The 12415-nt window shown below is 44.9% G+C and carries 14 protein-coding genes; 7 read left to right on the forward strand and 7 right to left on the reverse strand.

Annotation, left to right across the window (positions count from 1 at the left end):
• The first annotated feature begins 430 nt into the window (after window positions 1–430).
• Together FSB76_RS21325 and FSB76_RS21330 are read left to right on the forward strand one after the other, a co-directional pair.
• Window positions 431–646 (forward strand): hypothetical protein, encoded by a 216-nt coding sequence (locus tag FSB76_RS21325; protein ID WP_147056918.1) that lies wholly within the window; start codon window positions 431–433, stop codon window positions 644–646.
• On the forward strand, window positions 646–1104 hold the full coding sequence (locus FSB76_RS21330; protein ID WP_147056920.1) for a type II toxin-antitoxin system VapC family toxin: 459 nt from the start codon (window positions 646–648) through the stop codon (window positions 1102–1104). Before FSB76_RS21325 ends, FSB76_RS21330 begins: the two co-directional genes overlap by 1 nt.
• 84 nt (window positions 1105–1188) lie before the next feature.
• On the opposite strand, the gene FSB76_RS21335 is transcribed toward FSB76_RS21330, so the two are convergent.
• A complete protein-coding gene (locus FSB76_RS21335) occupies window positions 1189–1740 on the reverse strand; it encodes a dihydrofolate reductase family protein (protein WP_147056922.1) in 552 nt (183 codons plus the stop codon).
• Between the two features lie 675 nt (window positions 1741–2415).
• Here FSB76_RS21335 and FSB76_RS21340 point away from each other — a divergent pair.
• On the forward strand, window positions 2416–3657 hold the full coding sequence (locus FSB76_RS21340; RefSeq protein ID WP_225976265.1) for a glycoside hydrolase family 76 protein: 1242 nt from the start codon (window positions 2416–2418) through the stop codon (window positions 3655–3657).
• A 330-nt stretch (window positions 3658–3987) separates the two neighbouring features.
• Here FSB76_RS21340 and FSB76_RS21345 read toward each other — a convergent pair whose 3' ends face one another.
• Window positions 3988–4188 (reverse strand): hypothetical protein, encoded by a 201-nt coding sequence (locus tag FSB76_RS21345; RefSeq protein ID WP_147056924.1) that lies wholly within the window; start codon window positions 4186–4188, stop codon window positions 3988–3990.
• Window positions 4189–4410: 222 nt separating this feature from the next.
• On the opposite strand from FSB76_RS21345, the gene argH reads away from it, so the two are divergent.
• From argH to FSB76_RS21365, 4 genes are all read left to right on the forward strand, one after another.
• Window positions 4411–5745: an argininosuccinate lyase gene (argH, locus tag FSB76_RS21350; RefSeq protein WP_147056926.1), complete on the forward strand. Its 1335-nt coding sequence runs from the start codon at window positions 4411–4413 to the stop codon at window positions 5743–5745.
• Window positions 5746–5749: 4 nt separating this feature from the next.
• A complete protein-coding gene (locus FSB76_RS21355; protein ID WP_147056928.1) occupies window positions 5750–6214 on the forward strand; it encodes an HAD domain-containing protein in 465 nt (154 codons plus the stop codon).
• 31 nt (window positions 6215–6245) lie between these two features.
• Window positions 6246–6449, forward strand: coding sequence for a YwbE family protein (locus FSB76_RS21360; RefSeq protein WP_147056930.1), 204 nt, complete (start codon window positions 6246–6248; stop codon window positions 6447–6449).
• 62 nt (window positions 6450–6511) lie between these two features.
• A complete protein-coding gene (locus tag FSB76_RS21365; RefSeq protein ID WP_147056932.1) occupies window positions 6512–7216 on the forward strand; it encodes a DUF1345 domain-containing protein in 705 nt (234 codons plus the stop codon).
• Window positions 7217–7324: 108 nt separating this feature from the next.
• Here FSB76_RS21365 and FSB76_RS21370 read toward each other — a convergent pair whose 3' ends face one another.
• The 5 genes from FSB76_RS21370 to FSB76_RS21390 all read right to left on the reverse strand — a co-directional run bounded on the left by FSB76_RS21370 (window position 7325) and on the right by FSB76_RS21390 (window position 12165).
• The gene (locus tag FSB76_RS21370; protein WP_147056934.1) at window positions 7325–8251 is read right to left on the reverse strand and encodes a DUF72 domain-containing protein; all 927 of its coding nucleotides are present in this window, start codon (window positions 8249–8251) and stop codon (window positions 7325–7327) included.
• A 124-nt stretch (window positions 8252–8375) separates the two neighbouring features.
• Window positions 8376–10007 (reverse strand): amidase, encoded by a 1632-nt coding sequence (locus tag FSB76_RS21375; protein ID WP_147056936.1) that lies wholly within the window; start codon window positions 10005–10007, stop codon window positions 8376–8378.
• Window positions 10008–10125: 118 nt separating this feature from the next.
• Window positions 10126–10668: a YbhB/YbcL family Raf kinase inhibitor-like protein gene (locus tag FSB76_RS21380; protein ID WP_147056938.1), complete on the reverse strand. Its 543-nt coding sequence runs from the start codon at window positions 10666–10668 to the stop codon at window positions 10126–10128.
• An 86-nt stretch (window positions 10669–10754) separates the two neighbouring features.
• A complete protein-coding gene (locus FSB76_RS21385; RefSeq protein WP_147056940.1) occupies window positions 10755–11609 on the reverse strand; it encodes a helix-turn-helix domain-containing protein in 855 nt (284 codons plus the stop codon).
• A 49-nt stretch (window positions 11610–11658) separates the two neighbouring features.
• Complete coding sequence (locus tag FSB76_RS21390) at window positions 11659–12165, reverse strand: hypothetical protein (RefSeq protein ID WP_147056942.1); 507 nt, start codon at window positions 12163–12165, stop codon at window positions 11659–11661.
• Window positions 12166–12415 lie beyond the last annotated feature (250 nt).

Here is a 12415-nt window from a genome sequence, read left to right on the forward strand (position 1 = left end):
CTTAATTTGAAGGTTTAAACTTAAACACGCAGACACCTATTCAGGCGGGCCAGATTTGCTAAATATTACATTCGATGGACGATGAAAATCCGGAAGATGTCTACCCCGCTGCCGCAGGCCCATTCCCGTGATCCCGTATACCATCACGACGTTATAGTAAAGCACAAAGTCCCACCTCTCTCCACAGCCCGCGTTAGTGATGGCAGTGGATACCGGCCCAGCGCCTAAGGCCTGTGTAGTATGAACGAACAGCACGGCCCGCAGGGAACGCCATTTTTAAAAGTTAAAATTCAAAAGTCAAAAAGTATCAGGTTGTGAGTATCGGGACTTTTTAGCCGGAAAATTGAAATTATACACTCTCATCACAACTAAGTCCACACTTTTTTAACGCTGAAATATGTGTATATTTGGTAATAGAAAGGAGGCAAATATGAAAACGAACCTAACAGGTAAAGGCGCATCCCGGATTCACAAAAGCGTGTCTCCTGAGGAAATTATTGCCGCCGGAGGAACTACCGCTTTTGGGATAAAAACAGGCAAAAATAACGAAGAACTTAAGAAAGCGCTTAAGAATTCGGCTGAACCAGAGCCTTTTACTGAAGAAGAATGGGAGGGCTTATTAAAACAAATAGCCAACGATAAGTAATGAATTTATTACTGGATACCAATATTCTTTTGTTTATTTCGAGGACGAGGAACACAGATAGTTTTGTAGATTTTATTAATCCTGATAACTCAAGCTTGTATATATCGGTAGCATCTGAAGCCGAAATTAAATCATTAGCACTTAAAAATAATTGGGGTGCTAAACGTGCCGATATTCTGCATGGTTTTTTAGATGGGATCAATATTGTAGAGATTAGTCAATCTTACGTCGATATTTACGCAGAGATCGACGCATATTCGCAAAGGTTGAATCCGGATTTTAAGGAATACTCGTTTGAAACCCCAAGAAATATGGGCAAAAACGATCTATGGATCGCTTCGTTGGCAGCTTTATTAGGCTTGCAGTTAATTACAACAGATACTGATTTTGACCACTTGCATAATGTATTCTTTCCGGTAAGGCGAATATTGCCGGAAGATTTTCGGCAGTTCTTTTAATAGTTGTACCTATGCAGGCAAATCACTATTTAGGATTTGTTTAGTTTTCATATTGATAAATTTTTGTTGCAAATATTCCCCTCATCACCCCTTCAAATAATGCAACCCCACGCATCCCGATTTAAAAATCTTGGCATCTACCAGTTTCCAGTTTAGCTTTTCCTGCAGCGGGAAATCTTCCATCAACTTTTTTCCTTCGCCAATAATTACCGGGTGAATTACAATATGAATTTCGTCGATCAGGCCGAGTGCCATGAGTTGCGAACGCAGGCTTACGCCGGCGATGGAGATTTTTTTGCCGGGCTGCTGTTTCAGTTTTAGCATTTCGGCTTCCAGGTTGTCGCGCATAATGCGTGTATTGTCTTCCAACCTTTGAAGGGTGCGCGAAAAAACAATTTTATCAACGTCGACAACGGTTTGCGCAAATGCATTGCCCGCTGCCGTGCCCGACTGGGTTTCGGCCACCTCGGTCCAATACGGAACTATCAAATCGTACATCTTACGTCCGTATACCACCAGGTCTACGTCGTGCGCCAAGTCGGCAAAATATTGGTGAATTTCTTCATCGCCATTAAAATTGGTGTGTTCGTAACAGCCGTCTATACTGATATTCATGCCAAAAGTTACAGTTCTCATGGGGTTGGTTTTAGTGTTGATTTTTATGACTGGTTTTGCTAAATAAATATCAAAAATAAAATACGTCGTTCATAGCGGAGAGGGCCAGGTGCGACAAAAAAGAGGCGTTTAAGTCGGAAGTCTTTAGTCGGAAGTCTGATTTTTCAGGACTTAAGGCTTCAGACTCCACCCGTGCATAGTTGCTAAACGATTTAGTTGAAAGATAAAATTTATACAAAACTTAAAAAACTTTCCCGCCGCTTGGGGGCTGCACCCTGCTGACAGCATCTTACCATTATAAACCAATTGAAAAACAATACCATAAGCCGGGCTGCCGGGCATTTTTAGCCTTTGCAGCTGCCGGGGTAAACCAGCATTCATGATTTTTTTAGGACGGCAGTTTTTTACAGGCTGGGCGGGAGCGTGATCGTATAGGGGATGGTGGCTAAGACTCACCCGGCCAGGCTGCGCCCGCCACCCTCTCTCTTCACCTGCGGTGGAAAGAGGGGCTTGAACGGGGGCCAAACCCGGCATACTAAATTGATTCAGCACTTCAAGCCCCTCTTTCCGGCGAAGCCGAAGAGAGGGTGGCGGGCGCAGCCTCGTCGGGTGAGTCTTCGCAATTTCAAGGGGTTTTTAATATTGCAACAAACAGGGGCAGGCTTTATATAAACCAATTAAACAAAATCAATTTCTATGAAAATTATGAAAAACAATGTTAAACAAACCTGCGGCACATTGGGCGTGCTGCGTGCTTTTAAATTGATGGGCCGGGCGGGGTATGGCCTGCTGCTGGCGGTACTGGGCTGTATGGCGGTGGCATCGGGCTGTAAAAAGGAGGGGCGGTTGGCGGCCGGGGCGCCGACGGCTTCGGCAGCGGTGGCCGGCCGTAAGCTGGTAACCAATGCAACCCTGCCTACCCGTGCCGAGGCGCTGGTGGCCATGCAGGTTTACAATAATACTTTTTACAACCAGTACGGCACCTACGGCCCCAGCTTTAAGGCCTATTACTGGAAAGACCAGAACCACACCACCCGCATGGATTTCTGGACACAGGCCGAGGCTATTGAAACCCTCATTGACGCTTACAATATAAACCCCAATGTGGATTTGAAGAACAAAATCAGCTACCTGTACAACGGTATGCGCGATGGTTACGGCCTTACCTGGGAAAGCAATATTTATAACGATGATATTATTTGGGGCAGCCTGATGTGCGTGCGCGCCTATGCCATTACCAATGATGGCGGCATGTTGGATATGGCCAAAAACAACTTCGCCATTGTATGGAACCGCGCCTATGATACCTCCCTGGGCGGAGGTTTGTGGTGGACTACCGCCAAGCAAACCAAAAACGCCTGCGTAAACGCGCCGGCCATTATTTGTGCCATGAAATTGTACGCTGCCACCGGCGATGCCAGTTACCAAACCAAGGCCAAGCTGCTGATGGATTGGATGGTGGCCACCCTGTATACCAGCAGCGGCGAGGTTAAAGGCGCTATAAACGCGGCCGGCACCATTACCGAAGGCAGCCGCTCATACACGCAAGGCACGTTCATTGGCGCCTGCGATGCCCTGCGCCTGCAATACCCTGCCGTAAACTACGCCGCAATGGCCAACAACGTAATGAACTACAGCAAAAACAACATGTGCCAAACCCCTGGCGGCATATTGCTGGATGAGTACGACACCGCCGATACACAGGGCTTTAAGGGCATATTTGCCCGCTGGGCCTGTATTTACGTGCACTCGGCAGGTTTACAAAGCACTTATGGCAACTGGCTGGATGCCAACGCCACGCAGGCTTGGTCTATACGCAACAACAGCGGACAAATGTGGGGCAAATGGGCCACCCGCACCCCCGACGGCACCATCCTGAACGCATTTGAAACCACGCCTGGCGTAGCGATGGTGAATGGTATTTACTGGTACCGCTAAATTAATTTAGCCTGCCCCTGTTTGTTTTTGTGATTTTTGTTTGATGATGTTTTTGATATCCGGAAATGTTATGTGCCAGTTAACAGAATTTTAGCTGCAAATTTCGTTACAGAAAAAACATCTTGTCATCCCCAAAATTGTCAGCAGAGGGAGCTTCGGACGAAAGCGGCCAAAACGATGGCGGGCGGTGCGATGGCAGGGCATAGGATGTTTTTGCAGGTGGGTGGGGCCTGCCGAGCCGGGGCAAAATAAATCCAGCCCAGGTTTTGGCGGTTTTGCAGGGCAAAGGCCCGTGCGGCAAAGAAGCATTTCTGCTGACTTGATTTTTGGTTACTTTGTATCAAGACAAAGTAACAGCCCTCCCGCGGCGAATGAGCGGGCCGATGTTGTAGCTTCTACAAAGTAATTTCGTAAATCGGAATTTTCAGAATTTGAGAATGAGCAGAATTTTACGGTGCCCAACGAGTGCTTTACCGAGTCTGGCAGGGTGTTCACGGGTACAAAAATCCACAGGCCATCTACCTCTGGCAAAACTGGGCCAATTTACCTCGCTCTAAAATTGTCCGAACATTTAATTGTCTGATATCTAATACTTTAAGTGTTCGACTCCCGAACACCTGCTTATCTCCGTAAAAAACCGAACGCCAGGCGGTAATATCAAGACCTGAGTTATAACCACCCTGCCAAAAATCTTGCTACCTGATACTTGCTACTTGATACTAAAATCTTGCTGTTAAGTTTTACATTTGCAGCATGAGTAAGTTATGGCAAAAAACCACTAATGTAAATCAGCTGGTTGAAGATTTTACCGTAGGTAAAGACAGGGAGTTTGACCAGGAAATGGCCGCGTTTGATGTGCTGGGCTCGTTGGCCCACACCCGTATGCTTGAAAGTATTGGACTGATGGATGGTGCTGATCTTGAACTTGTTCAGCGTGAGCTAAAAGCTATTTATGCTGATATTGAGGCCGGTAATTTCAACATCGAAGATGGGGTAGAGGATGTACACTCGCAGGTAGAAATGCTGCTAACCCAACGCATTGGCGATGCCGGCAAAAAGATCCATTCCGGCCGCTCCCGTAACGACCAGGTGTTGGTCGACCTCAAATTATTCTTCCGTCACCAGTTGCAACAGGTAGTTGAGGAAACCGAAACCCTTTTTCGCCAGTTGATTACACTAAGCGAGCAGCATAAAGATGTGCTGCTGCCTGGCTATACCCACTTGCAGGTTGCCATGCCATCCTCGTTCGGCCTTTGGTTTGGCGCCTATGCCGAAAGCCTTGCCGATGATCTGGAACTGGTGTTGGCTGCTTATAAAATCACCAATAAAAATCCTCTGGGTTCGGCAGCTGGTTATGGCTCGTCGTTCCCGCTTAACCGTACGCTAACTACCCAATTATTGGGGTTTGAAAGCCTGAATTATAACGTAGTATACGCCCAGATGGGTCGCGGTAAAACCGAGCGAATCATTGCCCAGGCGCTATCGAGTATAGCTGCCACCCTTGCCAAAATGGCTATGGACCAGGCGCTTTACCTGAGCCAGAACTTTGCCTTTGTAAGCTACCCCGATACATTAACTACCGGTAGCAGCATTATGCCTCACAAAAAAAATCCGGATGTTTGGGAGATTATGCGCGGCAAATGTAATCGCCTGCAAGCCCTCCCAACGGATGTAGCTATGATGACCACCAACCTGCCATCAGGCTATCACCGCGAACTGCAGCTGCTCAAAGAACTCCTGTTCCCGGCCTTTGCCGACCTGAAGAAATGCCTGCATATGGCCACTTTCATGCTCCAGAATATAACAGTGAATGCTGATATACTGAAAGATCCCAAATATGCATACCTGTTTAGCGTTGAGGAAGTTAATCGCATGGTTTTAAGCGGAACCCCTTTCAGGGATGCCTACAAACAAGTAGGCTTAGCTATAGAACAAGGCGAGTTTAACCCTGATAAAACGGTAAACCACACCCACGAAGGCAGTATAGGCAACCTGGGTAACCAGCATATAACTGCCGCCTTTGATAAGCTGCTCATCAACTTTGATTTCGGGAAAGTTGAAACGGCAATAAAGGGGCTGGTGGCTTAGCAAAATGGTAATCCTGCTGGATATAGATGGAGTATTAGTAACCGAACCGTCCTGGAAAAAGGTAGAAATTGGTGCCGATGGCTTCATGCTGTTTAACAAACTATCGGCACAAAACCTGGCTGATATTTTGTTGCTAACAGGCGCCGAGGTGGTTTTAGCCAGTACACATAGAATTAACTTTGCTATTGAACGTTGGCTGGACATCTTCAAAATCAGGGGGGTAACTATTAATAAATTATCTAAACTTAATGATAAGAAATCCCTAACGGATATGCAGGATCGTGGTAACGAAATTCAGGAGTGGATACATAAAAACGGCGAAGTGAACTACGTTATTATAGACGATGACTTGTCAATAAATAACCTGCCTGAGGCTATAAAACAAAAGTGGGTTACCATCAAACCCCATATTGGAATTGATATTGAGGCCAAACAAAAGGCCCTGGATATTCTTTTAACTAATCGGTGAAATTATCTATAAACCAGTGTAATCCTTAAAAATGAACGGACAAAACAGAAGCGATATTTACCCAGGCCTGGAAGTGGATATTATCCTTAAAAAAGACCAGCGCACGGGCACGCTTACCCGCGGGATTGTGAAAAGGCTGTTAACCAGCGCATCATACCATTCCCGTGGTATAAAAGTGCAGCTGGACGACGGCCAGGTTGGCCGGGTGGCCTGGATTGTTGATGAAGAAGATTAATTCATGATTTCTACACAATTGTTTACCATATTTACCTTGTACTTACCATAGTGCAATCCAATATGCCTGCAAGCCCTCAACGAAAATCGAAATTATGGTTACGGTTAGATACGCATCACCGATTGTTAGTATCCTTACTTGTTGCTACAGCTACACTTATTTTCATATGGGGCCGATTTAGCATACCGGCAACAACGTTGGTTACGTGGTCGGCATTTGGGTTAAGTGTTATAGTGATGGATTGGATTATCATCCTGTCATCGCATCCAATGGAGGTTAGGCACATAGCCAAAATTGAGGATTCCAGCCGGGTATTGATATTTGCTTTTGTAATTGTAGCATCAATCATAAGTCTCCTGGCAATTTTTTTCCTGCTCAAATCATCTAAACAGCTGTCTCCTGCCGTAGTTACCGGCCATGTATTATTGGGGATGACATCGGTAATTATCTCCTGGATATTGGTGCATACCATATTTACCCTGCGTTACGCACATATGTATTACGCTACAGATACCGATGGCGATAACAAGACCAAACCTTTGGGCGGGCTGGAATTTCCCGGCGATGAAAAGGGTTTTGAGCCCGATTATCTTGATTTTGTATACTTCTCCTTTGTGTTGGGGATGACTTTCCAGGTATCGGATATCGAGATCTCGTCCCGGCAAATCCGCCGGCTGGCATGGATCCACGGTATGATATCTTTTGCTTTTAATACTGCTATTGTGGCATTAAGCATTAATGTAATTTCGGGACTGGTATCAAACTGATACAAAGTCGGCAGTCTTTAGTTGGCAGTCTCGAGTCATATTTTCTTTTTGACTTAGAACTTGCGGCTTCCTACTCAAGACTATCCTTTAATTTAAGTTGGCAAGGCATTAAAACAAACCGCCCTGCTGATCAATGAATTTGGGGCGAAGTAAATTTGTGCCAAGGGCCGCATTTAATTTTTTGGTTACATAATCTGACAGTATGGGCGAAAACCTTTCATCATGCTGGTGCATAAAGAACCAAACCGATTTTAAACCTTCCTGCTGCCATTTTTTTATCCTTTCTACCCACATATCCAAACGGGCCTCATCAATGCTGTATTCGCCCATTTTATCAGTACAGCCCACAAACCGGATAAAGGCGTGAGGCGTGGGCAAACTCATGTGTATTACGTCGCGGCGTCCGGAGGCGTCGGTTATTACGGCGCCAATATTAAGATCGCGAAAAAGACTGAATACTTTGTCGGCGTTTTCCTGTTGGGCAAACCATTCTTTATGCCTTAGTTCTACAAAAACGGGTACATCTTTGGGCAAAGCCTCCAGGTATGCTTTCAGTTCGGGGAAGCTTTTGGGGGTGTAGTTATCGCTCAATTGCAAAAATAACGGTCCCAGCTTTTCGCCGAATGCCATGATGCCTTCATAGTAAGTTGTAGTAATATCGTCGGCATTTTTTAGCCTGCGTATGTGGCTGATGCTTTGCGAAAATTTGGGGCAAAATTTAAAACCGGGGTTGCTTTCGGCTTTGGCTTTCCATTTGGCAATGGTATCGGGGCCATAAACGTTATAAAATGTGGCATTCAGTTCAATGCAATCAAAGTGTCTTACATATTCATCCAAAAAATTAGCTTCCTTGGTTTTAGGCGGATAGATTTGCCCAATCCACTCCTTGCGTCCCCACTTTGCACAACCAACGTGAACCTGTATTGGCTCGTTGTTTTTAGCCGTTGCTAATACCGAAGTAGTGAGTTCTGTATCAGGCGGAAGTGTAAAATCTATTAAGGGTAATTCTTCGGGTGCTACTTTGCCAAATTCCATGGTTAGTTGATTAAGTATCTGAATCAGAATTTTCAGAATTTAAGAATTTTAAAAATAGCAATATTGATAGAAAGTTTTCTATTCTGCTAATTAAATAATTCTGTAAATTCTGATTCTGACAAAATTACCCCAACAAATCCACTTTAAACAACGGCTTCACTCGTTTTTTGCTCGCCTGCTCATATGCATACCCCAGCTTAATAATATCGCCTTCTTTCCAGGCTGTGCTGAAAAACGACAGGCCGATAGGCAAACCATGTAGCAATCCCATGGGTACAGTAATGTGCGGGTAGCCCGCCATAGCTGCCGGGCTCGAGAAGCCGAAACCGTTGTCGTAATCGCCATTTACAAGGTCGATGCACACTGCCGGGCCGTTAGTGGGGCCTATGATGGCATCCAGTTTGTTATCGGTTAAAATTTTATCTATAGCCTTGCGGGTGCCCGTATTGGTTTGCTTTACAGCTTTTAGATACTCTTCGGTGTTTAAGTCGCCTTTGGCCTGGGCCAGTTCAAGGGTTTCCTGTTTAAAAAAGGGCATAGCTTTGGCTTCGTTTTGCTTGTTATAGGCAATTACATCGGCCAGGGTTTTTACTTTGCTGTTAGCATTGCTTAAATACAGGTTCAGCCCATCTTTAAATTCATATAATAAAACCGGGAATTCACTTTTGCCGATATCTTTAAGCTCTTTATTCAACTCAACTTCAATCACGGTAGCGCCTTTACTTTGCATGGTTTTAATGGCGTCTTTCAGTAAAGCTACCATACCTGGGTTGCCATCCATTGCTGATTTTTCGACCCCGAGGCGTTTGCCTTTTAAACCATCTACATCTAAAAACCTGGTGTAATCAGCCTCTGCCTTGCCCTTGCCCGCCAGGGTAAAACTGTCTTGTGGATCAACGCCGGCCAGGGCTCCTAAAAAAATGGCCGCATCTTTAACGGTGCGGGCCATAGGCCCGGCAGTGTCCTGTGTTTTGGAGATAGGAATAATGCCCGATCTGCTCCACAACCCTACAGTAGGTTTAATACCCACCAACCCGTTTACTGATGATGGTGATACGATTGAGCCATCCGTTTCGGTACCAATGGCTATGGTGCATAAATTGGCCGCTACAGCACTGCCCGATCCTGCGCTTGAGCCGCTGGGGTTACGATCGAGAATATAGGGGCATTTGGTTTGGCCGCCCCGGCTGCTCCACGCGCTGGTAGAGTGTGTTGAACGGAAGTTGGCCCACTCACTTAAATTGGTCTTGCCCAATAAAACGGCCCCGGCCTCGCGTAGCTTGTGGATAATAAAGGCGTCTTGTTTGGCAAAATTGTCACTCAGGGCCAGCGAACCGGCCGTGGTATGCATATTATCGCCGGTGTTTATATTATCCTTTATCAGCACTGGTATGCCATGTAAGGGGCCGCGTACTTTGCCTTTCTCCCGCTCTTTATCCATAGCATCGGCCATGTTTAAAGCATCCTTATTTAATTCAATAACGGAGTTTAACTTTGGGCCATTCTTGTCAATCTCATCAATACGTTTCAGGTAAAGCTCGGTAAGCAGGTGCGATGTATATTGCTTAGCCTTCATTTTTTCCTGCAAATCGGTTATAGTGGCTTCCGAAAGTTCAAACAGATCATCCTTACTATCCGTGGCGGTGGTATCTGGTTTTTTATCATCTGTTGCTGGCTGGCTGCATGATGCAGCAACCAATGTTGATAACGTAAGGCCAGCTAATGACCCTGTTTTAAGAAAATTTCGTCTGTGCATAACCGGTTGTTGAAAAGCATCTACAAATAACAAAATATTTGCCGGATAAAAAATTATCAACCTAAAATGTTACAACATGTATTTATGTACAGCCGGTTTATGCACAGACGTTTAGCAGTTAACGTTTGGCATATATAATTAACGATGCTTTCGCGATAACATTTTGGTTTAGCATAAAGCCAACTAATGCAGGCGATGCCTTATCGCCAACACCAAGCTTGTCTGTTTTTAAGGCAAAAATGGTAATGACATAACCATGGGCAGCATCATTTACCGGCGGGCAGGGGCCGCCATAACCCGGAACACCAAAATCGGTGTTGCCTTGTGTGGCACCGGCGGGCAACTCATTTGCCCGTTGGCTGCCCGCGCCTTGTTTAAGTTGGTGAACGCTGGCAGGGATATCTAAAACCACCCAATGCCACCAGCCGCTGCCGGTAGGGGCGTTGGGATCGTACATGGTAATGGCGAAACTTTTGGTGCCTTGTGGTGCATTTTGCCATTCCAGTTGGGGCGATTTGTTGAGCCCCGTGCAGCCAAATGTATTTGATGCAAATTCATTGGTGAATTGCCCGCCCAGATCGGCGCTTTTTAATGTAAAGGTTTGCGCTTTGGCGCTTAAGCAGCTTATAACTGCAAATAAAAATAAGATGAACTTTTTCATGATATTGGATATAAATAATACCCAAATGTGGTTTGTTTTCGCGGCCAGGCGTTAATGCCGGCGGCTCAAAAACTATTGAAAAAAGCTCATATTTCTTGTGCGCTCATTTGGTACTGTTTTGGGCTTACGCCAAATTTTCTTTTAAATGCAGATGAAAAGTTCGAAAGGTTATCGTACCCGAAATCGATGTAAAGCGATGTGGCGTTTTTACCTTGTTCAAGCTGCTGCCGGGCTACCTCAAGCTTTCTCTCGCGGATGTATTTGCCGGGGGGCATGTGATAAACCTTTTCAAAGTCGCGTTTAAATGATGCCAGGCTCTTGTTGGCCAAAAAGGCCAGCTCATCAAGCGTAAGGTTATTGAACAGGTTGTTCTCCACTACGTTTTTTAACAGCAATTCGGGCAATGGGGTATTACTTCGCAACAGGCTGGTCAATTGGCTGCCATAACTATGCAGTAAAACTAAAAGTAGTTCTTCTACTTTGTTGGCGGCCAATAAATACGGCAAATTTTGCCCTTCCTGTATCAGCGTTTGTATGCTTTTAACATAGCCGGCAATGTAATTAGTTTGCCTGAACTTAATATAGTCTGGTGTTACCGTGTTTGGCCGCGAGGTCAGTTTATGCCGGTTTAAAAAATCCTGGGCGAAAGCTGATGAAAAGAATATCAGTATACTGCTGTATTGACGATTGTTTAAAGTATGCTCGGCCATAATGGAGTTTCCTTCGGGAATCACAATCCCTTCGCCTGTGCCCACAATGGTATTATTGGCCGGGCGAAAAATTGCTTTCTCGCCATTAATTACAAAGCTGATAGCATAACAATTAAATACAACCCTGCTGTGTTGCAGGCTATCCTTTTCGGCATAATGTACAAATGAAATGTCACCTGCGGTTATGCGCCGTTGGTTTTCGGTAGCCTGGGGTATGTAAATGTTGGTCATTATTCGTTCCTTCACAGGTTAAATCTGTGGGTATAGCAGTTAAGCCCTGTTAAAGTATTTGCTCGGTAGTAGATTTGGGGATTTGCAAAGCCGGGTTAAAATTAGGGATTAGCTGTTTTACCTTATCGCTCGTAGAGTTATTTAAATCTAAAAAGGACCATGTTTTGCCACCATCCTTACTTATTGCCAATAGATAACTGTGGCTGATTATATGAGCATTTGGGAGTTTGATGGTTAAGTTCTCGGGCACAATGCAATGGGTTTCGGCACCTGCTTTGTAAAATTTTCCGGGAGAGCCTATTGTGGCTCTTTCAAAAATCACTCCCTGGGTTTTCATTTGTACCATACCCTGGTTAACTATCGATATCATTTTTTGCTTACCGCCCGCCATTTGTACTGCTTTAGGATAAGTATGGTTTATAATAGTTGCGTAATCGCCGGCTATCATGGCCTGTGCCAAAATATTAGCTTGTTGTTTTACCGCAGTTGTATCCTGGGCTAATACGTTTAATGGCAAAATAGCAATGGCGAATAGGTAAATTATGATTTTTTTCATGGTATATATTGATGATCTTTTCCGGGTTATTAATGTAACCCTGAATCTAATATAAGCTTTCGACAGGTTATAAAAAATATATTTTAATTTGGATGCGGTTTAACGTTATTACCAATATCGAAACAGGTTTGCCAATACAGCAAAACGGTACTTCACCTAAACGATAGTAGCAGCAAAAGGGCAGCGGCACTATATCTGTATAAATCCCATTACACAATGCAGGCATCGTTAATTTTAGGTAACTTCATGT

Origin of the sequence: Mucilaginibacter ginsenosidivorax (genome assembly GCF_007971525.1) — a bacterium.
In the GTDB taxonomy this organism is placed as follows: Bacteria; Bacteroidota; Bacteroidia; order Sphingobacteriales; family Sphingobacteriaceae; genus Mucilaginibacter; species Mucilaginibacter ginsenosidivorax.